Genomic DNA, 23,830 nt, shown 5'->3' with positions numbered 1-23,830 from the left:
AGGCTTGGTTAAGGATGGGTTGTGCGTTGGGGTCATCATCCTATCAAGGGGTTGAAACCCTCGGCTTTGATTTATTCACTTAGAAAGACTCCATCGGAGTTGCCGCTGCTTGACTTGCTCTTCAGCTTATTTCACCAAGGTAACTCTGTGCCATCGTAGGCAAAAAAACGCCCAGTTTGTGCGGGTGTAGCATTGGCAATGATGGGCAGTAAGCAGTTGGCGACATACTCAGGTGTAAACAGTTTGCCTTTGGGGACACTCTGTTGAAATGGCTGAGATAATGGCGTGTCTGTCGTGCCCGGATGCAGAGACAACACTACGCCGTGTTTCATGGTGCGTTGCCATTCAATCGCCAGTGTTTTGAGAAACATATTCAGCGCGGCTTTTGAGGCGCGATAGCTGTACCAGCCTCCTAATTTATTATCGGTAATACTGCCGACTCTCGCCGATATCACGGCAAATCTTGCCGAGTGGCTTTGTGTTAATGCCTTAGCAAAGTGCTTCGCCAACATGATGCTGGGCAGGGTATTGAGCGTTAAATTGTGCTGGAAAAAGTCGATATCGATTGACTGTAGGCTTTTTTCTGGCCCTTTATCTTGGGTGTGTAAGATGCCGACACAGTTAATAATCCAATCTAATTCAGTGAGTTGTTCACTTAGCTGTCTAATCTCAGCTTCATTGGTCACATCTAATGCATGCCATTGGATTTTCTCCTGCCTGTCTTGGGGAAGATGATGCCTGTAGGTGGCGTGCACAGTGGCGTTGGGATAGCTTTCTTGAATTCGCTTAACTATGGCTTTGCCAATACCCCCACTCCCGCCGACGATAAGTACTTTCATAGCAAACTCTCCCTATCCAAATATCTATATCAAGCTATTTATATCAATGAGTTACTATATCAATGAGTTACGCTTAGCATTACTTCGCTACAAACGGTTTAGATGAACGAGGTTGTGTTCCGCTGTGGCTAATATGGCGCTTCTTACGGACTCGTCCATTTTGTCCCAAGTCTGGTATAGCATGCCGATCCTAGGATTTTGCGACAATCGCGCGCGGTGTTTTTCCATAAAATGCCAATAAAAGCTATTGAACGGACAGGCAAGTGCACCGCTGCGCTCTTTTATCTTGTAATGACACCCGCTGCAATAATCACTCATTTTATTAATGTAAGAGCCGCTGGCGGCGTAGGGTTTAGTGCCGACAATGCCGCCGTCGGCAAACAATGCCATGCCGCGGGTATTGGGCATTTCAACCCATTCGATGGCATCAACATACACGCCTAAATACCACTCATCGACTTGATTTGGCTCGATTTCGGTTAATAAGCAGAAATTGCCGATCACCATTAAGCGCTGAATATGATGGGCGTAGGCAAAATCTAATGATTGGGATAAGGCTTGTCGCATGCAGCTCATCTTGGTGTCGCCATGCCAAAAATAATCGGGCAGCGTCCCATGGGCATCGAGCGCATTAGTGCTGGCGTACTGCGGCATATTGGCCCAGTAAATGCCGCGAACGTATTCTCGCCAACCTAATATCTGTCGTACAAACCCTTCAACTTGGGCGATATCAATCTCAGCATTCGTTTGATAACTGTCGATGGCCGCATTGATGACTTCTAACGGGCTGATTAATTTACTGTTAAGGCTGAATGATAGTCGACTATGGTACAAGCTCCACTTGGCGGGATGTTGCGCTGTCATGGCATCTTGAAAGCGGCCAAAGGAAGGCAGGCAAACCTGACAAAAATACGTTAATAGCTCGAGGCTTTGCGCACGGTTTATCGGCCACAGCAATGGCGCATCCATGCGACCCATGGTCGGAATTTGGTGACGCTCAAGCCTAGCGAGAATTTCAGTTACATCGAGGCTAAACATCAATGGCGCTGGCAAGACTTTTATATCCTGAGTTTTAAGTTTCTGACGGTTGCTGACATCAAAGTTCCATTGCTCGCCGAGTGGTTTCCCGTCATGCATCAAGATGTTGTAACGCTTACGCATGCGGCGATAAAAGTGCTCCATCATAATGTGTTTGCCGACGGGGAACTGTGCATCGATTTCGTCAAAGGGTAAGATAAAGTGCTCTGTATCGACACAGTTCACCACGGCAGTATTGAGCTTAAGTTGGCTCAATTGTTTGAGTAAGCGGTATTCATCAGGCCTTTGGTATTCAAACTTGATCGCGCCAACCTGCGTCACTTTATGTTGAATGAGCGCAGGTAGATCGCTATAGCCTTGGGTGTCATCATGAGTGTCATCCAGATTCAAATAGAGCACTTGATGCCCTTGCGCCCGCAGCTCTTGGGCAAATTGCGCCATTGCTGCAAAGAAGGCACATATTTTTTGCACATGGTGGGTTACATAAGTGTTTTCTTGGTGCAATTCTGCAATCACATACAGCACTTGATCATCAACACGGTTAAACCAAGAATGCTGGGCATTGAGTTGATCGCCTAAAATTAACCTGACTGTATGGAATTGCTGTAATTGCATTAAGAGGACTCGTTGAATGACTTTCGCGGTTAAGCATTTCGCGATGGGATATTGCCTGACATTACGAATTGGGTTGCAGTGAGGATCACAAAGCAGGGTATTTGTCGTGATTTCGACAAGGAGGTTTATCTAAACTTGGTTTGATAGCTTTTAAAGCAAAGTCAAAGTCGGGGGCTTCACCCCTTGATTTTCAATCAAGAGTCCTTGCCGAACAACGTCCATGTCTAACTGCCAGTTCGTCATCCTTGGTTCTCGTTTGTACCGCTGTTTCGCAGCACTCACCCTAGCGAAGTTACATGCATTAACTCTTTATTTATAAGCAGGGCTTCGTGCTTATTCAAAATAGCTAACGCTTACGGTGGTACATCCCTATTAAATAAAGAATCCGAAAGCTAACTCGGCATCCATGCCTCGCTCACGCGATTTTCTTCAACGCCCTTCAGCAACTTCGCAGGGGAAGATGAACTTCTGAAGTTTTAGTGTTGTTTGTTAGTATTTAAAAAGAGTACTAACACTCCATTTTTAAAATTTAACAATGGGAGTCTAAATAACACGAGCTAATTCATATAATAAGGCTGGGGGAGCACGTTTTATATTACAAAAATGAGATTGGGTATCCTTAGATATAAAAACATCGGCCTAGACCGATGTTTTGGGGTTATCTGATGCAATAAAATTCACATAAACAGTGAGATAGCTAACCACTAATCCCAATATACTGTATAGACATGATAGCCAGCATACGGCTTAGGGGATAGTTGATGTTCGCCATAGGGCCAGCCTGTCCCCATTCCATCTGCCGCGATTCCTTCAATCCATTCTTCCACTTCCGCCAGAGGCGCACAGGTAAGAATATGAATGTTCTCAGCTGCAGGCCATAGCTCATCATCCTCAAGTGCTTCGGACCATTCATCGTGCATCCCAACATAAACACCTTGCACATCTGACCTATGTTCGATTTCTTTCAAGCAACGATAGATTTCTTTGATGGATGGTCGACCATAACCCCAATTATTGGGTGCGATAGACTCTTCATCTTCGTTTTCTAAAAAGTACTCATTTAATGTCACTACCGGACAGTGCTCTGGATCGGCGGTCGATAAGGCGCTTAATTTATTGAGTAATTCCGTTCTCGTTGTCACTGACAATACTCCATTTCTAAGATTTGTTTCCAGCGAAGGTTTAACTGTTTTATCACATATGCAGGGCTAATAATAAATCTGGCCATCCATTTTAGAGCAACAATATAATGCACTTTCAGGTTGCCTACAAAGAAGCTGTTTTCAAGACACCCAGCTTAAATGGCGTGGTAGTTAACCTCCGACTATAAGCATTAAACAAGGAGGTTTATATGCCGCGTCCTATCAGAATTCAGATAAGCCTTGAAGACATTGCTATAGCCGCGTTGTGCGGCGTGCTTTTTTATGTGGCGATGATGCCTATTCTGGAAAAAATTATGACCATCGCCGTAGTTGGGTTGAGTCACTACTGTTTGAACTTGAAGCCGTTTTTGCTATCGATGTTGCAGCCTTTGCGGTGATGTCGAATTATCTGCATGTGGTGCTGCCAGTCGATATCGACAGTGCTAATCGTTGAACTGACTGAGAAGTGCTGGAGCAGTGGCATAAGTTGTTTAAAGGCGATGAATTAATACAAAAATCCGTTTAAGGAGAGCTAGTTGAGGCGCATGAGGTCAACCGATTAAAGCATTCAATTGCAATTTACCGCAGCCGATTATGCGATATTTCATGCCTAAGTTTTCAAAAGAGTGCGATGTTTGAATGAGCTAATAGCAAGACAAGCAAATCAAGAAAATAACTGTACAGGCCGCTTTTAGGAGGGACGGTTTAAATCACAGGCCTTACTTGATGAAGTTGCTGATTTAAAATGGTAGGCCTGATAATTTTCATTCCATTATCCTTGACCATGTGATCGCAGTGTTCGCGCTTCCTTATGCTGCAAATGGCGCCATCAAGCGCTTAGGGATAACTCATTTTTAAATCAAAGTTGGCGAGTCACTGGCGTAATAGTCTTAATCGTTGGGTGCATTGATCAAAAAGTTATTATTTTATAATATGTTACTCAATTTTAATGCGTCACTTAACGCAGCAGGAGCTTAGTTTGTATGCGGGAATATGATGGGATTGAAAAGCGTTATCAAAGACCTGATACCGATTTAGCTAAAAGTTTGATGATTATCGAAAATTTATTGGGTTTTACGCCGCTAGAGGATAGGTTGGAATTTGATTTGTCTTTTTGGGCTGGCGGCTCAGGTGTATTCGATAAGTTGGCGGTTTCATGTTCTGTGACTCCCGAGCAAATGGTACTCGCGCAAGATAAGTTGAGACTCTATTCCCCAGAGGCGGCGATAGCATTGGATGAATGGCGTGATGATTTTATTTGGTTAGTGGAAGATGAAGACGTTTGTACCGATGTGCTGGTTAGGTCGGCGCATTTTATTAATGAGAATAAAGCGCCATTTCAAGATGTTTGTCTTAAAACGCAGTCCATTTATTTCGCTTACATGAGTGATGTGAATGACTGGACTGCGGTATGGGGTCAGCAAGATAGGCTCAATTATGCTTATTTCTGTCAAGGATAGCCTTTATCTTTAAGTGATTACCGACAATCGCCAGTTAAGTCTTATTCACTAGTCCGTAATCAAGGGCGTAGCTTTTAAGCTTGGTATCGAGATCATCTAGATCTTTATAAAACTCGTCATCGAGCTTATCGAGTACGCTGTACAGGTCTTGGTTATCGGTGGCGGCTAAACGACGATCTCTGTCGATTGGTACTGGCTTTTCGCCAAACACGGCCTGTTTTGCTTGGTGCAGTAAGTTTAACGAGTGGCTTGCTCCCATTTGGATAAGTCCACGTTCAGCGAAGGCGTAATGCTCACCTGAAGAGTTGTCGAAATACTGAATAAATCCACCATTATAGACCTCGCCAGATAAGCCGTTCACCGCATAGTAGTTTTGTTCCTCTGGTCTAAGCGTATAAAAACCTTGATCTTTGTTATGTACCCTTAAAACAAGATCTCGCCAAAAGGCTCGAAAGGGACAGGTTTTATCGAGTTCACGCTCTTGTTGGTAGTATTCCTTCGCACGCTCGAGGTTTGCACGTATGCCATTTTTGCAGGGCATGCATAAACCCTCATTTTTCTCGGCGGTACTCGGAAGGATTAAGGTGTTACATTCTTGGCAGGGGATTTTTTCCGACATGGTCTTTCCTTTGATACTCAAGTCAGTAAGAGAACTCACAGCTTCACAAGCTACCCATTGTTAAATTCTCTGTTTCTAGAGTTTACATCGCACAATTAAGTGTCCATTTACCTAACGTACTAGTTGTACTTTATGTTCATGGCGATCAGTGGCTCGCGTGAGGCTTTTTCTGCGCGTAAGCGGGCGAGGTATTTTTCCCATAGATCCACTTGGTGGGTGGCGAGATCGTAGAGTACTTTCCACGAGAATAGGCCAGTGTCGTGGCCGTCATCGAAGACGATTTTCACTGCGTAGTTGCCGACGGGTTCTATGGCACTGATGTTGACGTTTTTCTTGTGGGTGACCAGTTTTGGATTACCGTGACCATGCACTTCTGCCGAGGGCGAGTAGACTCTGAGCATCTCGCAGCTGAGCTGATATTGCTCACCATTGTCGAAACTGACTTCTAGAATGCGTGATTTACGTTTCAGTTTAAGATCGGTGACATTGGGCGTTGCTGTGGTCATAGGTTGGCTACCAAGAAAATGCTAAGGATAGGATAACGACTCATTAAAATAACACCTGACTAATGTAACCGCTGGCGGCCAAGGATACAAAGGGTAAGCTAGGGTCGCCTAGCGTTTGAAGCCGACTTTTCGGTTGAGTCACACTTTTGCATTTGAGTCGCCGTTCACCGCCAAGTCGTTTGGGCTTGGCGGTGAACGGGTTTTGCACTAGAGGATAAAGCGGCTGAGATCTTCGTCTTGGACCAAGTTATCTAAGTGGGCGCTGACATAGTCGGCGTCGATAACAAAGGCGGAGCCCGATTTTTCCGATGCCTCGTAGGAGATATCTTCCATCAGCTTTTCCATCACAGTGTGTAAACGACGGGCGCCGATGTTTTCGGTGCGTTCGTTCACTTGCCATGCGGCTTTTGCAATGCTGTCGATACCCGATTCGCTGAATTCAACTTTCACGCCTTCTGTGTTCATCAGCGCGATATATTGCTCGGTGAGTGAGGCGTGTGGCTCGGTCAAAATGCGTTTAAAATCATTGGCTGATAGTGCATCTAACTCGACACGAATAGGCAAACGACCCTGTAACTCAGGAATTAAATCCGACGGTTTAGACATCTGGAATGCGCCCGAGGCGATAAACAGAATGTGGTCGGTTTTAACCATGCCGTGTTTAGTGGTGACAGTGCAGCCTTCGATCAGCGGCAGTAAGTCACGTTGCACGCCTTCACGGGAAACGTCTGGGCCTGAGGTTTCGCCGCGTTTACAGATTTTATCGATTTCGTCGAGGAACACTATGCCGTGTTGCTCAACCATTTCAATGGCTTGCTCTTTTAAATCTTCTTGATTAACCAGTTTGGCCGCTTCTTCTTCGATCAATAGCTTAAAGGCTTCTTTGATCTTCATCTTGCGACGTTTTGCTGGTGCTTGGCCCATGTTTTTAAACAGGCTTTGCAGCTGGTTGGTCATTTCTTCCATGCCAGGAGGCGACATAATTTCGACGCCGACCTGTGGTTGTGCCACATCGATATCGATTTCTTTATCGTCTAATTGGCCTTCGCGCAGCTTCTTGCGGAACACTTGGCGGGTGTTTGAGCTGGAATCGGTTTCTGTGCTTTCCCAGTCGTTTTTCGGCTTAGGCAACAGGGCATCGAGAATGCGCTCTTCGGCATTTTCTTCGGCGCGTTGGCGGCACTTACCCATTTGCTGTTCACGGGTCAGCTTGATGGCGATATCGGTCAAGTCGCGAATGATTTGCTCGACTTCTTTACCGACGTAACCGACTTCTGTGTATTTAGTCGCTTCGACCTTGATAAAAGGCGCGTTGGCAAGCTTGGCTAAACGGCGGGCAATTTCAGTTTTACCTACACCGGTGGGGCCAATCATCAGGATGTTTTTTGGGGTGACTTCTTGACGGAAATCCACATCCAGTTGCATCCGGCGCCAGCGGTTACGCAGGGCGACAGCAACAGAACGTTTGGCCTTTTGTTGGCCAATAATGTGTGCATCCAGCTCGTGGACAATCTCACGGGGGGTCATTTCAGACATAATATTCCTCACGGGCTGTTTAGTAATTGAGTTCTTCAATCGTTTTGAATTGATTGGTGAATACGCAGATATCCGCAGCAATAGTCAGGGATTTTTCGGCGATTTCTAAGGCTGACAGCTCAGTATTTTGCAATAGTGCAAGGGCCGCCGCTTGGGCATAGTTGCCGCCTGAACCAATGGCAACTAAGTCGTGTTCTGGCTGAACGACATCACCATTACCTGTGATGATCAGCGAGGTTTCCGCATCGGCCACGACTAACAGGGCTTCGAGTTTACGCAGCATACGGTCGGTACGCCAATCTTTGGCGAGCTCAACGGCCGAGCGCAATAAATGGCCTTGGTGCATTTCGAGTTTGGCTTCGAAACGCTCGAATAGGGTGAAAGCATCGGCGGTGCCGCCTGCAAAACCAGCCAGTACCTTGTTGTGATATAAGCGACGCACTTTTTTGGCGTTACCTTTCATTACGGTATTGCCTAGGGAGACTTGGCCATCGCCGGCGATGACAACTTGATTATTACGGCGTACTGATACGATAGTGGTCACAATGAATCCTCTTCTGGCCCGCAGCAAAAGTTGCGGTGGATGATGGAGTAGATATGGGGATAGATGACAATAATTCAAGTTATAGCGAGAAAAGCCAAAGGAGTTTGCGATCTTTCGCGCACCTTTGGCTGCAAAAATAAGCGCTTACTGGGGAAGGGTTGAGCGACCGACTTCAGTCTTTCCACTATAGGGATAGTATTTAAAATCCCAGTTTTCACTGCCGAAGCTGCGATCGTCCGAGACATAGTTGAAAATACAGTAAGCATTGGGATCGGTAATGTCGACGGCACCATACCAGTAAACAATGTCGACATTGGGAACTGTGCGCCAAGTATATTGAGTAGCAATGATAAATTCATTATTAGCCAAAAGACCTTGCCATAACTGACCGCAATAATCGCCCTGCAATTTAACACCGGCATCAGCGGTTGCAGTCTCTGTTCCCAGTGGAAATCCTGTCGTGCTCGAGTCGAGTTTACCATCGCCATAGCAGGCGAGATCTTGGGTATAACCTGAGTGACCGCCTGCAAGCCAGCAGCTGTGGTAAAGCTTAACGCCAGAGGTAAAGGCCGCAAATGCGGTTTTGGCTCTAGCATCGTGGGCATCTTGGCCTAGGTTTAAAAACTTAGGTGCCGCAACGACGGCCAAGATCCCAAGGATGATAATGACCACAACCAGTTCTATTAATGTAAAACCCTTCGATGACTGCAAACGACTCATATTGCTCACCTATCTGTTAGAGGGGGATATTCTAACGGAACTTCGATTCGCAATCAGTAAGTCATTGATAGTATTTATTTGTTTAACATTCTGTTTAACGTTTTGGTTACATGAACTCAAATAGAAGAGGGCAAGCCGCAAAATGGCAGGGGTTACCTTCGTCATTAATGTCATCGCCCGCAGGTAAACGACTTATAAAGTGGTGTCGTCTATCACTTGGTAGCGGGTTTGTACGTAGCCATTGTCATATTGCTGCGTGTGGATTGGCATTAATTGAAGCGCTTGAGCTAAGTCGCCAAAGAGCGGAATACCTTTACCCAGTAAAGTGGGGATACGAGTGAGCGTGAGTTCTTGAATTAGCCCCGCCGCTAAAAAGCCTTGGATCGTTTGGCCACCATCGATATAGAGATGCTTAAAGCCACGGGTTTTAAGTTGTTCGCTAATGCTTGCTGTATCGCCATTGAGTACTTGTAAGTGCTCACTTAACGCCGACGGCACTGTTATACCTCTGCGGCTTAATACAAATACTGGGATATTCATATAGGGCCAATCACAATCGAAGGAGAGGACTTTCTCAAAGCTTTTACGTCCCATCACTATCGCATCGACAGTGTCGATAAAGGCATGATAACCAAAGTCTTCATCGGGATTTGTACTGGGATGCTGGTTTAAAAAGTCGATATCCCCATCGGGAGTGGCGATATAGCCGTCGAGGGTCGCGGCAATAAAAACGGAGGCTTTCATTTATCTTCCTTAATGCTATTTTCGAGCGTGTTTCTCTAGTGATTCTTTTAGTGCCTGTTGCTGAGCGAGGCAGTCTTGTTTTGCTTTGCCCGACATATCGTTACACGTTTGACCTTTATCTGGGCCTTCTAATATGGCGGCTGCAACATAAACAGCGGCATCGGCTGCATTGCATTCTTGTTTGCTGTAGGGGGAATTTGTATCACATTTTGAATTAAGCGGCCCAACGCAGCCACTCATACAGGTCAAGGCTAAGGCGCTAAAACTGAGTAATATTAAAGGCTTGAACATTCGCTCTTCCATGATTCTTATTATTTGAGACGGTTGGAAAGTATATAACTGCTTTACAGACGGAGCTAGAACTGGATCGTTTCATTTCCACTTTGGTTGTTATCTCAGAGTAAGGCATTCGCGGGTGGGAGAAAAAATCCCCGAGGGCATAGTTACCCTCGGGTGGAGGTTCAAAAAGCAGTGGATTTCTTGAGCGCCTGCGGGGCACAAAGGAAGGAACCTATGGCGTGATTGTGCGGGCTGATACGACATTTCACAAAGCCAAATGCGCAACCTGCGACAGCTTGTCGCAGGTTGGATGAAAACTGTGTAGTTACGGTATCTTGAATGGTCGGGGTAAAAAGGGTTTAACGGTTAAATCCTTATGCGTGGCGAGAAGGCTTAACGATTGTTTAGTGACCACGGGTGATTGACTTATAAGACAGAATTCAGATTGCCTAAGTGTTGCACTAGCTCCGCCATATTGTTCACTTCGAGTTTTTTCATGATTTTTGCGCGGTGTACTTCAATCGTACGCAGAGATAAAAACATCGCCTCCGATATTTGCTTATTGGTCATGCCTTGGATCACATGGGCTAACACTTGCTGTTCGCGCTCGGTCAGTTGGTCAAACTTATGTTGCAGACTTTGCTGCTCGAAGGCCGCCTGGCTTTCACGCTGTGCTTTTTCTATCGCTTGCACTAATGCCTTGCCGGACACAGGTTTTTGAAAAAAGTCGCAGGCTCCCTTACGAAAGGCGCTCAGCGCCATAGGTAAGTCGCCGTGGCCAGTGAGAAAGATGACGCCAAGCGGACTGTGGGTTTCGAGCAGTTTTTGCTGCACTTCTTGGCCGGTGATCTCCGGCATTCGGCTATCTAAAATCACGCAGCCCGCCTGCGATAATGCACAGTGCGTAAGGAAGTCGCGGCCGCTGTTGAAGGTTTGCACTTGGTAGCCAAATTGTCCGAGCATAAAGCCCAGTGAATCCAGAATCGCTTCATCGTCATCGACTAGATAGAGTGGCAATTTTATCGACATGGTGTTCCTTGTAGGTCGGTAAGCATGCTATCAGCTTAAGCTGGGTGCAGAGTGGGCTCAATTTTAAGCCTAGGTCTTGGGAGATACATCACTAAATTAGCCGATTCCCTCTGGGCATAAACCAGAGTTTGGCGGCATTTCACAGCTTGATTTTTAGCTGCGAGCTAAAGTCGTTCCATGACAATGGCATATAAGAGTGGGTAATAGAGGCGATGACGATTGACTCTTGGTGTAAAGCGATATTGATGGGATTCTTGCTGAGTATCATTGGGCTTAATCCGTCCTATGCCAACGAAGCGACAGAAGTGAACCATTTTAGAGTCGGAGTGCTGGCAAACCATGGTGTGTTACAGGCTAAGCAGCGTTGGCAACCTATGATGGATTACCTCAGTGAGCAAGTGCCTAATAGTCATTTTGAAGTCGTGCCAGTGGATTTTAATGGCATGCGTAGTCAGTTACTTGAACATGATTTGCAGTTTATCGTCACTAACCCAGGGCAATATCTGCATTTAAGTAACAACTTCCCGCTGTCTTGGCTTGCGACAATGAAGAGTCGTAAGCATCAAGGCAGTACTTTTACCATAGGTGCGACCATTATTGTCCGCGCCGACAGCCCTATCCGTACCTTGCAGGATTTGCGCGGGCGCAATGTGGTCGCCAGTGATCCGCAGGCTTTGGGGGGGTATCAAGCGGCAATGGGGTTACTGCATAAAATGGGTTTTTTACCCGAACAATTTTTTGGGCAAGTGCGCTTCCTCGGGTTCCCGTTAGAACCGCTTATCTATCAAGTCAGAGATGGCAGTGCCGACGCCGCAATAGCGCCTTTTTGTACCTTAGAGGAAATGATCGCAACGGGTCTTGTTAATCAGGGCGATTATCGGGTTATCCATCCTGCAACGCCTGCAGGATATGATTGCGAGGTGAGCACTCAGTTATACCCAAACTGGTCATTCGCTGCGGCGGATACGGTTTCTCCTAAGCTGACTATGGCGATTACCCGCGCCTTATTCGATTTACCCGCCGATCATATTGCAGCAATTACCGCCGATACTTTGGGCTGGACTGCGCCCGTAAGCCAGTTAAAAGTGATTGAGTTATTTAAAGAATTACAACTACAGGGAGCATCACCACCACTTTATCAAACCGTATACAAATGGATGGCAAAAAATAAAGAATGGGGTGGCGCACTGTTGTTAATTTTCATTATTTCCACCATTTATCACCTGTGGCTTGAATATAAGTTTCGCCAGAAAAGTGAGTTTTTAGTCAGCACTGAGCGCCAATTAAAGGACAAGGCATTGCAGCTTGAGCGGCTGCAAAGTGCGGCAATTCTGGGGGAAATTGGCGCGGGTCTTGCGCACGAACTCAATCAACCCATAGCGGCGATTACCCAATACAGCGAAGGTGCCATGCTGCAATTGGAAAGGCTTGGGCAAGATAATCCGGAACTCTATGATGTACTCGGTAAAATTAATGCGCAGTCGATTCGCGCTGGAGCGGTTGTGCATCGTATTCGCGGTTTACTCAAGCGGCGTCAGGCCAAGGCCGAACCTTTAGATATAGTGCCAGTGGTGAAAGAAGCTTTAGCTCTGTTGCGGCGCGAGCTAGACCGCGCCAATGTGCAAGTGAATGTGCGAGTGCAGGGTGAGCCCTTTGAACTGATGGGCGATAGCGTTGGTTTAAGCCAAATGTGGGTCAATTTAGTAAAAAATAGCTTAGATGCGTTAGAAACCTGCGGCGATAATCGTGTGCGTCAATTATGGATCGATATCTATTATCATCCAAATGAAATCAAAGTGTTAGTTATTGATAATGGCGAAGGGCTACAGGGGCAGGCGAGTGAGTTGATGGCATCTTTTGCCTCAACCAAAGATGCAGGATTAGGGCTTGGCTTAGCCATCTGTAAGGATGTGGTCACCCGCCATCACGGCAGCATTCAAATCGAAAACTGTCAGCAATCCACGCAAGCGTTACTCCCTTGGCAACAGGGCTGTGTGGTGACAGTCGTGCTTCCCAAGGAATAAATTACCATTAGGGCAGTGGATAGTTTTGGGCGAACTGGCTGAGCTTTTCTACTAAAAACTCTATGGTGCGACGGATCTTATGGCTGGGATAATCGGTTTGTAGGTATACCAATTGCAGTGGGATCGGTGGGGCTATTTTATCGGCTAGCACTAAGTGGAGTCTGCCTTCGGTCACATCTTGCGCCACATCGAGCCAACTCTTATAGGCAATTCCACGACCTGAGAGTGCCCAGTCGCGGATCACTGCGCCATCGTTACAAAAACGTTGGCCCCTGACTTCGATTTCAACGGGCGCGCCGTTATGACTTAACTTCCATTTCTGCCACGGCTCACCGCCGCGATTTAAGATCAGTACTGCGTGTTGGCTAAGTTCATTTAGCGTGCTTGGTGTGCCGTGTTGTGCCAGATAAGCGGGTGAGGCGACCAGTACCCTTGGGGTCATGGCGAGCTGACGCCTTTTAAGGTTTGAGTCGTCAAGTTGACCATAGCGCAAAGCCAAATGGATATTTTGGTCGATTAAGTCTGTCATATGATCGCCAAAATACAGCTGCACTGTCAGTTCTGGGGCGCTGTCCATCAATTCATCGAGCCAAGCACGGATCTGGCTGCGACCAATATCCGAAGGTAACGCGAGGCGTACTTCGCCCTTAAGCTCACCCCTGTGTTCGGCTAAATTGGCGCTGGCAGTTTCGAGAATCGCCAGTGCGGGTTTCGCAGAATCGAGAAAAATCCGCCCTTCTTCTGTGAGCTGTAAGCGCCGCGTCGAGCGAGCAAATAGCTGACATCCTAGCTTTTTCTCTAATCTTTGCAGCGCGGCACTTGCCGCTGCCGGCGTCATGCCTATTTCTTTACTGGCTGCCGAGAGACTCTCTAAGGCTGCGATACGCAGCGCTAATTGCAGATCGTTTAAATGATACATATCAAATTATTTTTGAAAATGATTTTAATAATAGCCTGATTATCAATATAGATTAACTAATGCACAATTGCACCACTGATGTTTCATCTTAATTTCTGGTTCGGAGTGTGTATGAGTCTATTCATGTCTTATAAATTAGCGTCACTGGCATTAAACAATCGCATTGTGATGGCCCCTATGACTCGGGCGCGTACTACGCAGCCAGGCAATATTCCGAATGATCTGATGGCGCAATATTATGCCCAGCGCGCCTCGGCGGGGTTAATCATCACAGAAGCGACACAAATCTCCGATGACAGCCAAGGTTATTCATTTACGCCGGGCGTGTATACCGCTGAGCAAATTGAGGGCTGGAAAAAAGTCACAGCGGCAGTGCATCAGGCGGGTGGTAAAATCTTCAATCAAATTTGGCATGTTGGCCGTGTATCGCACCCGATTTTTCAGCAGGGTAATGCCCCGATTGCGCCATCAGCTATTGCGCCCGTTGGCACTAAAGTATGGATTGTGGATGAAGCGCATCCTGAAGGGCAAATGGTGGATTGCCCAGAACCTAGGGCTATGGTGCAAGCCGATATCGACCGCGTTGTGGCCGATTTTGCACAGGCGGGAGTGAATGCGGTTGCGGCAGGTTTTGATGGCATCGAAATTCACGGCGGCAATGGTTATCTGATTGACCAGTTTTTACGCACCAATTCAAACCACAGAACTGATGCCTACGGCGGTTCTCAGGAAAATCGCATTCGTTTTTTACTCGAAATTGTCCAAGCCGTGAGTGCGAAAATTGGTGCCGATAAAGTCGGGGTTCGCCTCGCCCCTTACGTGACGTTTAAAGATATGGCGTGTCCTGAAATTGTAGACACTATTCTGTTAGCGGCTAAGCATTTATCGGCATTGGGCGTGGCATATGTACACCTTTCAGAGGCGGATTGGGATGATGCGCCGCAGGTGCCAGAATCCTTTAGAGTCGAGCTGCGCAAAGTCTTTAAGGGCAGCATTATTGTTGCGGGTCGCTATGATGTGGCGCGTGCCAATGAAGTGATTGATAACGGTTATGCGGACTTAGTTGCCTTCGGTCGACCTTTTATTGCGAATCCTGATTTGCCTTACCGTTTAATGCATCAATTGCCTTTATCTGCATTCGACAAAGGGCCCTTGTTTGGCGGTAGTGCGGCGGGTTATACCGATTATCCTACACACAACGAAGCATTGAGAGCCGTCATCCGATCCGCTGACGATGAGGTGGCATAATGGATCGGGTTAACACTTTGTATGTTCAACGCTTACCCGCTTGGCTCAGCTTAAGTCTATGGTTTTCAGGCTTTATAGGTATCGCTATTGTGGGTTTTAGCTTAGCAAGTCTGAGCATGGATGCGTTAGCCGCTCAAGGGGCAACAACACAGGATAGTGCTAAAGTGCGAGCGGCGTTAGTGCCAAAAGTGGCGGCAATGGAAACGATTTCTGATGAATCACCGCAGGCACAAGCTATCGCCCGCGCCGCTTTGTTATATGCCAGTTTTTGGCACACGGGCGATGCAAGTTTTGCCCACGGCGCATTGGCGACTGGTTTTATCGACCGTACTCTGCCCGCTGGCCGCGCACAGGGAATCACGGGTCCACTCGAAGCCTCAAAGGCATTTAGGGCAGCGGTCCCCGATCTCTCTGTTTCAGTTGAGCATTTGCTAGTCGTTGGCGATCGTGCAGTGGTACGTCTGCGTTTTAATGGCCGCTTTACTGGTGTCTTTGGTGAGCAAAAAGGCCAAGGGCAGAAAATCGATTTTCGTGCTGTTGACATGTATCGAGTACGGGATGGTTTCATCACAGATAACTGGCACCTCGAAGATTATCAAACGCTATTTTCTCAATTAGCTGCAGGGACTCAATCATGAATCAACGTCGACGATTTTTAATGGCAGGTGGCGCCATCGCTGCTGGGTTCGGCCTAAGCCAAACGGCGCTTGCTATTGGTTTACCATCATTAGATACCTTAGAAAATGACTCCAAAAGTTCAGGTGGCAGTGGGATGAACAAAATATTTTGGCCAAGTGGTGAGCAGTTAGTGATTTCAATCTCAATGCAGTTTGAAGCAGGTGCTCAAGATAAAAATGCCGAAGGGCCGTTTCCGCCGATGGAAAAGGGCTATCCAGATACCATCACCCCGACTTGGTACGATTACGGTATGAACGAAGGCATTCCAAGGCTGCTGCGCTTGTGGCGTAAGCACAATATCAAGGTGACTTCTCACATGGTTGGGCGCGCCGCTGAACTACATCCTCAACTTGCCAAACAAGTTGCAGATGAGGGGCATGAGATTTCGGGCCACGGACAAACGTGGACGCCACAATACAGCATGTCGCCAGCAGAGGAACGCGTCTCCTATGTGGCGGGTATTGAGACGCTGCAAAGGATCACAGGTCAGCGCCCCTTAGGTTTTAATGCCTTTTGGATGCGCCATAGTACTCAAACCCTCAATATTTTGCAGGACTTAGGTTTTATTTATCATATCGATGACCTATCGCGGGACGAGCCTTCAATTATCCCTGTAGGAAATAAGCCCTTTGCGGTTGTGCCTTACACTTTACGGAACAATGATATCGGACGTTTTGGTGGCAACACTGCCATGACGGCCACGGCCTTTTTGCAGGAACTAAAGGATGAGTTCGATATGCTCTATCAAGAAGGTTCGACGCAGCGACGGATGATGTCGATCAGTGTGCACGACCGTATTGGTGGCGCTCCTGGACTTGTGACCGCTTTAGATAAGTTTATTCAGTACGCTAAAGGTCACACTAACGTAGGCTTTATGCGTAAAGATGCCATTGCTAAATGGGCGCTGGCGCAAAAGGACACACCGACCAATCCTGCAAGAACATTTTAGCCTGCTGTAGCTTTGTTAGAAGAGGTTTGAATGGTTAACAAAAAGCGCGTTGTATAACGCGCTTTTTGTTTTTGGGAACCCTTATTACAGCAAGTCGGAAGTGATTAACGCATGGCCAGCATGGCCCAAGTGCGGCGACCTTGCTCCAGAATTATCCCCACGGCAAGTCCCGCAGCGGCGTTGATAGCGAGGCAAGTGACGGCTGTGGATAAAATCACAAAGATACAGAAGGGCTTACCATCGATTAAGCGTTTCGACCATGCTAATTGTAGCCCCGCAGTGGTCAGTAAACTGCCGAGGATTGCCATAGGAATAAGGCTTAATAGCCAAGCGATATGACTACCCCAGCATAGGGCTATCATTAAGCACGTACTGCCAAAAATTAACGGCGCCAGATAAGTGCGGGCGCCAAAATGGTATTGCACCGCGAGTCCGCCCGCACCGTGGCACATGGCCGAGGCACCAAAGGGCGCGAGCAATAAGTTGGCAAGACCAGAGCTAATGGCGAAGTTTTTGGGCGTGAGTTTGGCGGCATCTTCAGGGAATTTCTCCTGTGCCATTACAGACGTGGCAATGACCGCATTGGTTAAGGTTAATGCCAGTTGTGGCAAAACCAACAAAACGGCGGCAGAGGTCCATTCAACTGATGTCGGCCACGCTAATTGAAATGGCGCTGTCATTGCTTGAATATCAAAGTTAGTGGCTAAACTAGTTTGTGTACTTGCTTGCCAAATCATCCCCGCTGCTATGACTAAGGGCATGGCAAGGTAACGCAGCGGCAAAAATTTACTGATAAATAACAGTACAAATGCCCCCACGCCAACCAGCCAAAATTCACTCATCATCTTAGTGCCCATCCACATCAGTTGCAGACCTATGGCGAGTTGAATACCAACACTCACAGCTTGGGATAACTGTTTGGCTAACCAAGTGATGGCGCCGCTAAAGGCGAGAATTAACAGGATAATGCCCATCAACATGGCGCTTGCCTGCAACATGCCTGGGGTTAAGCCCTGAGCGATCACCAGTGCAGCGATGACTTTCATCGGTTGTACCGGAATCGGGCGACGGTAAAACAGCGCGCTGAGAATAGCGAATAGACCAAACCCCAAAAATATCCCTTGGGGCGAAAATTGATTGAGGGCAATTAGCCCTAGTACTAAAGGTAAAAAAGTGCCTAAGTCGGCAAAAGCGCCACTGGTTTCACCGAGTAAACGGTTGAATGAAGGATTGGATACTGTTTGGGAAATTTTGCCCGAGGTCATACTGATTGCCGTAATTGAACACGCTATGACTACGCAAAATAAATGCCATAAAAATCAGATGATTTGGGGGGTAAACAGAGTCAAACTACCGTATTGAGTCACTCAATGAGACAAACTGGGGCAAGGCCGAAGAATGGCTGAGTCTAATTGTCTGTACCTGTGTCTATTGCGGCTGCATTGGGTTAATTGTTAACTCAAGCTCATTTGTGAGTCATGATTCAACCGCAACACTGGCGGTCAGTGCCGTGGTTGATATTCTTTATTGTGTAATGTTGCGTGTTAAGGTTGCTGGCGCGTTGGTGCTAGAACGATTTCGCGTACGCACACATTTTGCGGTTGTTGCCATGCAAACAGCGCAGCAGCGGCGACGTTTTCAGGGGCGATAACGCCGCCCATTTCTTCTTTCCAGTCATGGTAACCCGCTTTAATGTCATCGCTGGTGGTATGGCTCAACAACTCGGTTTCTACCGCGCCTGGGGCGATAGTGATAAGGCGTACGTCATCCATGGCGACTTCTTCACGAATGTTTTCTGTTAAGGCGTGCACGGCAAATTTAGTGGCGCAGTAAGCGGCGTGGTTTGGAAAGGTTTTACGCCCCGCCACAGAGCTGACATTAATGATAGTGCCAGTTTTGCGAGCTTTCATGTCGGCTAATACCGCATGAATACCATTAAGCACGCCCATCACATTGATATTGAGCATGCGGCTCCATTCGTTGGGATCTTGCACATCGATTTGGCCCAGTAGCATGATTCCTGCGTTATTGATAAGACAGCCGACCGGGCCAAATTGTGCTTCTGCTTGGGTTATGGCGGTTTTAATAGCTGCGCCGTCGGTGACATCGACGCTGATAGAAAGGCTGTTTGGTAATTCAAGCGCTTGCATTGCTTCAACTCGGCGTGCCAGTAATAGCAGCGGGTGGCCTGCAGCGCTAAAGCTTTTGGCCATAGCGGCGCCAATACCCGATGAAGCGCCTGTGATGACAACCAGTGATTTAGTAACTTGATTCATTAGTATTTCCTATTAATTGGAGCCAATGTAAGCCGTAAACAAACTGTTGTTCGGCGTCTTGAACTTGTTAACCAGTATAGGCTGGGGATTTTCAGTCGAAAAATACTTATTCCAGCTGGATATGATAGGCTCAGCCTATGGCACTATTGTTGAAATTTGTGCTGAACTCGTCGGTTGTCGGAGAAGATTAAATGGTCGATTTGCGTTTGCTGCGTTTCTTTATTGCAATTTTTGAAGAGAACAATATTACCTCGGCGGCTAACCGTTGCTTTGTGAGCCAGCCTTCACTGTCTGCTGGGTTAAAGCAACTAGAAGAAGAGCTTGGTGGTCAGTTATTTGAGCGCAGCAAAAAAGGCGTTAAACCTTTGGACAGCGCGCACTATCTATACCCTTTGGCGGTTAAATTAGTCGAGGAGGCGAGTAAGTTACCAGGCTTGTTTATGGCGAAGGCAAGTCGGCAAAAGCTACGTTTGGCTGTGATGCCAGACTTAAGCCAGCGGCGTTTGGCAGGATTTTTACAGCAGGTGAATCAAGCCATTGATAAGCTAGATCTGGAGCTGGTGGACTATCAAAGCCCTGCAGATTGCCGTTTAAGCATCGACAGCTTGCGCCATGAAGATGAAGTATTTTTTCCGCTGTGGGAGGAGGATTATGTGCTCTGCGTCCCCAAGGATCATACCCTCGCCCAAGTAGATAGCCTACGCCCCGAGCAGCTCAATGGCTTTGACTTTATTGAGTGCCCACCCTGTGAAGCCCATCAGCAAACGATAGGTTTATTGGCGTGCAGCAATATGTCGCTTAATTTGGTCGCTAAGGCTGAGTCAAAATCTCTAGTGATGTCGCTAGTGTTAGCCGGATTTGGCGTGAGTTTTTTACCCGATGGTTTGATTGAAGATGAGCCTAGGCTCAAGCAAGTGAAATTTGATGGTCCGAGAATGTTCCGTCGTATTGGTTTGTGTTATCCCTCCCATCAGGCAGTTGCGCCAACATTGGCGACCTTGTTACGGCATTTAGCCGCTCGATCGAATTAATTCCAAGTTAGTTTTGGGTTATCAGCATTCAGATTAGTGAGTCGCTAAGGGCGATTCAGTGAGATTAAGTGGAGGCTCGACGCCGTAGGATTTAAATAGTTGAGTAATTTCACCTGAGGTGCGCATGTCGTCGACTATCTGGTGAACTTGCTTGGCATATTGATGCTGCGGCGACATGAGCGGAATACTGAAATAGCGGCCATTTTTGCTGATATCTACGTATGCCATCTGCTTAAGCTGGGGATCTTTAGCAAAGAATTGCATTTCATGTTGTTCGGAGGTGATGGCTAAATCGATACGTCCAGCCTTCAACATATTGATTAACTGACCGTTATCATTAACAAAAGACACTTTTAGTTGGTTTTGATTGTCATTGAACTGCGGACAGTAAAAAGCGCCTCTAAGTGCGCCAATGATATGAGGTTTTAGTTCATCGAAATGTTTGACTTCAAGTTGTCTATTCGCAAGGGCAAAGTAATAGACGTAGCGCTTGTCGTATCCCAGTAGCATAGGGTCTAGAAAATCGTTGCGCTCTGGCTTCATCGAATGGACGGGGATTAGGTCGACTTGTCCCATTTCTGCCACTTTAATTGTGCGTGCCCAAGGCACATTACTCCAATTTATCTTGTGACCTAGGCGGGCGATGACTTCATTGATGACAGCTGCACCTGGGCCTTTGCACTCACCATTTTCGACATAAATAACAGGATGCCTATCGCGGCAGTGTGCTTGCCAGACAACGGCAGAGGTTTCTGCCCTTGCTTGGGGCAGAAATAAGCATGAAATGACAATGATCAGTATCAGCCTCATACATCTTGCCTATTAAAATGGTCAGTTTTAATTTAGGGCTGGGCAGTTAACCTGACTATGTTTTATTTTTGAGTCGTTTAGCTGCGCAGGTTTGGTCAATAATTGATTGTAGTGCTTATACATCCACTGTGCTTTTTAAGTAATTATAAATTCACTCTATTTTATAACCAAACGGTTTGGCCTGTTAAATCTGACCAAACCTTTTCTGGGGCTCATTCGCTGCTAGGAAACTTACCTATCCGACTCAAGATAGGGCGTTAATTGGGTTTCAATAGCCTCAATTTGAGTTTCGGCGTAGGCAAGTTCGGATTCGGTTAAACATGATTTTGCGGTGTTTTGATGGAGTCGTTGAGCGCTATTCATCCCGTATTTACCAAAATGACGTAGCAATAAACTAGACCAAATAAACATTTGTATAGGTTTATTTAATTGTTCTGCGCCGTAAATATTGACCAGTTCCCGCATAGCAATTTCATGACCTAGCTCTGCCGATTTGACGTACCAAGCTTCTGCCGCTTGTAGAGCCTCTTGAGTGGGTTTTTCACCACTTAAAAATGATTCAGCCTTATAGAAATAAAAATATTGTTGTTGCTCAGCGGGGATTGGATGCTGATGCAAGAAACTGTCACGTAGACGCTCAGCCTCTCTTATCTCTAAGGTACCTAGTTGCTGACTGAATCTGGCTAATTCTTTTAGATGATCGGCTCTATTGCTCATGGCCGCGAGCTGGTAATACATTAACGCTTTAATCGGTTGGCGACTCACGCCTAAACCTTGCTCATAAATCTTGCCTAAGCCTAGCAGTGCGTCTTCATTCCACTTAAGTGCGAATTCTTCAAAGTCAATTTTAGCCTGTTGGTAATCACTCTCATTTTGTGGCGCTTTCAGTAAAAGATGAGCAAATTCAATCTTAGCGAAGTCATTACCTCTAGCGACAGATTGGCTTAACCAATGGCGCGCCTTGTCATAGTCGACAGCCAAATCTTCACCGTAGAGGAAACGTTTACCAAGATAATACTGGCGGAAATCATCGTCTGCGGCGCGCTCGCTAAGTAATGCCTCTGCACGCGCTAAATCTTTAGGTCCACCTTGGCCAGCAGCAAGCATATGTCCTAGATCATCTTTTGCTAATTCATCACCAGCGGCGGCGGATTTCTCAAAGTATTCCCGTGCTTTGGAATAGTCCGAAGTAACGCGTTCATCATGCCAGTAGAGTGTGGCTAAATGGTAATAGGCTCTTTGGTCTTCTTGTGCGGCGGCTTTTTCGAACCAGTAAATTGCTTGGCTAGCATCGGGATCGAGAAAGGGCTGGCTTAGATACAAGTAAGCAAGCTCATATTGAAACTCGGCTTGCCCCGCTTCGGCATTAGGTTTGAGCTGTTCTGCCTGTGCGATTAACTCATCGAGTGTTTGCGACTCAGAAGAGAGCAAATTAGGTAGTGTGAGCATGGGTAAAAATTGAGGCTCTATTTCGGCGGCTTTTTTATACCAATCGTTAGATGCCTTGGGATCGGCGGGAACTTGTGGGAATCGACCGGAATAAAGTTCGGCCATAGCAATGGCGGCAACGGCTAAGCCTTTATCGACTGCCTGCTGAATATAATCTAGGCCAGAGTTGACTTCGCCTTGGTTAATCAGTGTTAAGCCATGATTGAGTAGCGCAGTAGGATCACCTGCGGCAAGTGCTTTAGCTTGCACTTGTTTTTTTTGATATTTAGCGAAAAAAATAAACAGTACAATAAAAGCAATAATTATGAGTATCAACAACATAGTAGTCCATCACTATCGATATTTGGGAGTATAGTAAACGTAAATTTTTACAAGAATGCAAGTTTACAATTTGGGCTAGGCTGATCGACTAAGCCTACCAATCCCATGGGCATTAGCGTTATTTATCTTGCAGATGGATCTCCCTAATGGGGCAGGCAATCTCGATTCCTGCCTGCTTAAGGGCGTTATAAAGAGCGAGGTTCACCTTATATTTATGTTGAAAATAGCTTTGTGTGGGCACCCAGTAACGAACCCCCATTTCAATTCCATTAGCATTAAAACCATTGATGCCAATATTAGGTGTGGTCTCTTGATAAACATAGGGATTATTGCTCAATAACTCAGTAATCACACTAATGGCTCGTTCGGGATCTGTGTTGTAACTGAGATTGAACTGGGTTTCGACTAGCTTATTGCTGAAGGAGTTGTGCAGGATTTCGCCGACGATATGCTTATTAGGAATGCTGATTTGCTCGCCTTCCTCATTGGTGAGTATGGTCATGCCTAAGTGGATACGTTTAACAACGCCGCTTTCCCCTTTAATTTCAATAGTATTGCCTACCACAAAAGGGCGGGTGACGATAATAGTCACGCCTGCGGCATAGTTCGCTAGCATACCTTGTAAGGCTAAACCTGCACCGAGGGAGGCGGCACCAATTGCCGCAACCATAGGGGTAATACTGATGCCGATTTTGCCGAGGGCGATAATCCCAACCATGACGATGATCAGAATGCGGATAAGATTGCTGACAAAATTGCTTAGGGTGATATCGATATTGTGTTTGTCGAATTGCTTAGCGACTAAGCGTGATACTTTACTGGCTACCCATAAACCTAACAAAAAGATCAGCAAAGCACCTACGAGTTGAAAGCTGTAGGTGACTAAAAACTCGGTGATGAGTTGATAAACGCCTTGTAGTTGCTGCAATTCTTGATCGAGTCCAGGTGTTATCATTATGATATCCTTGTAATAAAATTAACTGTGCGATTATAGCGTAGAAATTTCACCAAATACTTTTCGCCCTTCATGTGTGAAGCGTATCATGTAATCGTG

23 protein-coding genes and 1 pseudogene are annotated in these 23,830 nt (G+C 46.6%); 7 read left to right on the top strand and 17 right to left on the bottom strand.

Going from position 1 to position 23,830, the window contains the following annotated elements; genetic code table 11:
- Nucleotides 1–131: 131 nt before the first annotated feature.
- The 3 genes from KO531_RS06710 to KO531_RS06700 form a co-directional block, all read right to left on the bottom strand.
- Nucleotides 132–839 (bottom strand): SDR family oxidoreductase, encoded by a 708-nt coding sequence (locus KO531_RS06710; protein ID WP_219250700.1) that lies wholly within the window; start codon nt 837–839, stop codon nt 132–134.
- A gap of 87 nt (nt 840–926) precedes the next feature.
- On the bottom strand, nt 927–2,492 hold the full coding sequence (locus KO531_RS06705; protein WP_219250699.1) for a cryptochrome/photolyase family protein: 1,566 nt from the start codon (nt 2,490–2,492) through the stop codon (nt 927–929).
- 704 nt (nt 2,493–3,196) lie between these two features.
- On the bottom strand, nt 3,197–3,634 hold the full coding sequence (locus tag KO531_RS06700) for a hypothetical protein (protein WP_113940113.1): 438 nt from the start codon (nt 3,632–3,634) through the stop codon (nt 3,197–3,199).
- Between the two features lie 209 nt (nt 3,635–3,843).
- Here KO531_RS06700 and KO531_RS06695 point away from each other — a divergent pair.
- Together KO531_RS06695 and KO531_RS06690 are read left to right on the top strand one after the other, a co-directional pair.
- A pseudogene (locus KO531_RS06695) lies at nt 3,844–4,326 on the top strand (transposase); the annotation flags it as partial.
- A 291-nt stretch (nt 4,327–4,617) separates the two neighbouring features.
- Nucleotides 4,618–5,094 carry a hypothetical protein gene (locus KO531_RS06690; protein ID WP_219250698.1) on the top strand — a complete coding sequence of 159 codons (477 nt, stop codon included), beginning with the start codon at nt 4,618–4,620 and terminating at the stop codon, nt 5,092–5,094.
- Between the two features lie 34 nt (nt 5,095–5,128).
- Here the strand turns inward: KO531_RS06690 and KO531_RS06685 are convergent, their stop codons facing one another.
- From KO531_RS06685 to KO531_RS06650, 8 genes are all read right to left on the bottom strand, one after another.
- Nucleotides 5,129–5,713, bottom strand: a complete 585-nt coding sequence (locus KO531_RS06685; RefSeq protein WP_219250697.1) for a DUF4375 domain-containing protein — start codon at nt 5,711–5,713, stop codon at nt 5,129–5,131.
- A 119-nt stretch (nt 5,714–5,832) separates the two neighbouring features.
- Nucleotides 5,833–6,219 (bottom strand): DUF971 domain-containing protein, encoded by a 387-nt coding sequence (locus tag KO531_RS06680; protein WP_006083302.1) that lies wholly within the window; start codon nt 6,217–6,219, stop codon nt 5,833–5,835.
- Between the two features lie 207 nt (nt 6,220–6,426).
- Nucleotides 6,427–7,755, bottom strand: a complete 1,329-nt coding sequence (gene hslU, locus KO531_RS06675; protein ID WP_006083301.1) for an ATP-dependent protease ATPase subunit HslU — start codon at nt 7,753–7,755, stop codon at nt 6,427–6,429.
- A gap of 19 nt (nt 7,756–7,774) precedes the next feature.
- Complete coding sequence (gene hslV, locus KO531_RS06670) at nt 7,775–8,299, bottom strand: ATP-dependent protease subunit HslV (protein ID WP_006083300.1); 525 nt, start codon at nt 8,297–8,299, stop codon at nt 7,775–7,777.
- 144 nt (nt 8,300–8,443) lie between these two features.
- Nucleotides 8,444–9,019, bottom strand: a complete 576-nt coding sequence (locus KO531_RS06665; protein WP_006087084.1) for a prepilin-type N-terminal cleavage/methylation domain-containing protein — start codon at nt 9,017–9,019, stop codon at nt 8,444–8,446.
- A 192-nt stretch (nt 9,020–9,211) separates the two neighbouring features.
- The gene (locus KO531_RS06660; protein WP_219250696.1) at nt 9,212–9,763 is read right to left on the bottom strand and encodes a dihydrofolate reductase family protein; all 552 of its coding nucleotides are present in this window, start codon (nt 9,761–9,763) and stop codon (nt 9,212–9,214) included.
- 15 nt (nt 9,764–9,778) lie between these two features.
- Nucleotides 9,779–10,054 (bottom strand): hypothetical protein, encoded by a 276-nt coding sequence (locus KO531_RS06655; RefSeq protein ID WP_006087082.1) that lies wholly within the window; start codon nt 10,052–10,054, stop codon nt 9,779–9,781.
- A gap of 414 nt (nt 10,055–10,468) precedes the next feature.
- Entirely contained in the window at nt 10,469–11,071 is a 603-nt protein-coding gene (locus KO531_RS06650; protein WP_219250695.1) for a response regulator, read from the bottom strand.
- 212 nt (nt 11,072–11,283) lie between these two features.
- On the opposite strand from KO531_RS06650, the gene KO531_RS06645 reads away from it, so the two are divergent.
- Nucleotides 11,284–13,095: a PhnD/SsuA/transferrin family substrate-binding protein gene (locus KO531_RS06645; RefSeq protein WP_219250694.1), complete on the top strand. Its 1,812-nt coding sequence runs from the start codon at nt 11,284–11,286 to the stop codon at nt 13,093–13,095.
- Between the two features lie 7 nt (nt 13,096–13,102).
- Here the strand turns inward: KO531_RS06645 and KO531_RS06640 are convergent, their stop codons facing one another.
- Nucleotides 13,103–14,014, bottom strand: coding sequence for a LysR family transcriptional regulator (locus KO531_RS06640; protein ID WP_219250693.1), 912 nt, complete (start codon nt 14,012–14,014; stop codon nt 13,103–13,105).
- A 111-nt stretch (nt 14,015–14,125) separates the two neighbouring features.
- Between KO531_RS06640 and KO531_RS06635 the strand changes: the two genes are divergently transcribed.
- Genes KO531_RS06635 through KO531_RS06625 form a run of 3 tightly spaced genes read left to right on the top strand, consistent with a single transcriptional unit; the run spans nt 14,126 to nt 16,889 of the window.
- The gene (locus KO531_RS06635; protein ID WP_168825721.1) at nt 14,126–15,262 is read left to right on the top strand and encodes an alkene reductase; all 1,137 of its coding nucleotides are present in this window, start codon (nt 14,126–14,128) and stop codon (nt 15,260–15,262) included.
- Complete coding sequence (locus KO531_RS06630) at nt 15,262–15,900, top strand: ester cyclase (RefSeq protein WP_219250692.1); 639 nt, start codon at nt 15,262–15,264, stop codon at nt 15,898–15,900. Before KO531_RS06635 ends, KO531_RS06630 begins: the two co-directional genes overlap by 1 nt.
- The gene (locus KO531_RS06625) at nt 15,897–16,889 is read left to right on the top strand and encodes a polysaccharide deacetylase family protein (protein ID WP_219250691.1); all 993 of its coding nucleotides are present in this window, start codon (nt 15,897–15,899) and stop codon (nt 16,887–16,889) included. The genes KO531_RS06630 and KO531_RS06625 overlap by 4 nt, the downstream gene beginning before the upstream one ends.
- A 104-nt stretch (nt 16,890–16,993) precedes the next feature.
- On the opposite strand, the gene KO531_RS06620 is transcribed toward KO531_RS06625, so the two are convergent.
- Together KO531_RS06620 and KO531_RS06615 are read right to left on the bottom strand one after the other, a co-directional pair.
- The gene (locus tag KO531_RS06620; protein ID WP_219250690.1) at nt 16,994–18,154 is read right to left on the bottom strand and encodes a putative sulfate/molybdate transporter; all 1,161 of its coding nucleotides are present in this window, start codon (nt 18,152–18,154) and stop codon (nt 16,994–16,996) included.
- Between the two features lie 279 nt (nt 18,155–18,433).
- On the bottom strand, nt 18,434–19,165 hold the full coding sequence (locus KO531_RS06615; RefSeq protein WP_105251250.1) for an SDR family oxidoreductase: 732 nt from the start codon (nt 19,163–19,165) through the stop codon (nt 18,434–18,436).
- 191 nt (nt 19,166–19,356) lie between these two features.
- Here KO531_RS06615 and KO531_RS06610 point away from each other — a divergent pair, with 191 nt between their 5' ends.
- Entirely contained in the window at nt 19,357–20,196 is an 840-nt protein-coding gene (locus KO531_RS06610; protein ID WP_212600507.1) for a LysR family transcriptional regulator, read from the top strand.
- Nucleotides 20,197–20,229: 33 nt separating this feature from the next.
- Here the strand turns inward: KO531_RS06610 and KO531_RS06605 are convergent, their stop codons facing one another.
- The 3 genes from KO531_RS06605 to KO531_RS06595 all read right to left on the bottom strand — a co-directional run bounded on the left by KO531_RS06605 (nt 20,230) and on the right by KO531_RS06595 (nt 23,731).
- Nucleotides 20,230–21,006 carry a transporter substrate-binding domain-containing protein gene (locus tag KO531_RS06605; protein ID WP_219250689.1) on the bottom strand — a complete coding sequence of 259 codons (777 nt, stop codon included), beginning with the start codon at nt 21,004–21,006 and terminating at the stop codon, nt 20,230–20,232.
- Nucleotides 21,007–21,237: 231 nt separating this feature from the next.
- Nucleotides 21,238–22,776: a tetratricopeptide repeat protein gene (locus KO531_RS06600; protein ID WP_219250688.1), complete on the bottom strand. Its 1,539-nt coding sequence runs from the start codon at nt 22,774–22,776 to the stop codon at nt 21,238–21,240.
- 118 nt (nt 22,777–22,894) lie between these two features.
- Nucleotides 22,895–23,731, bottom strand: a complete 837-nt coding sequence (locus KO531_RS06595; RefSeq protein WP_131523458.1) for a mechanosensitive ion channel family protein — start codon at nt 23,729–23,731, stop codon at nt 22,895–22,897.
- Between the last annotated feature and the right edge of the window lie 99 nt (nt 23,732–23,830).

Source organism: Shewanella sp. NKUCC06_TVS (assembly GCF_019345515.1).
Taxonomy (GTDB): Bacteria; Pseudomonadota; Gammaproteobacteria; order Enterobacterales; family Shewanellaceae; genus Shewanella; species Shewanella oncorhynchi.
Note: the sequence above shows the minus strand (reverse complement) of the source record. Positions and strands in the feature narration are given on the sequence as shown.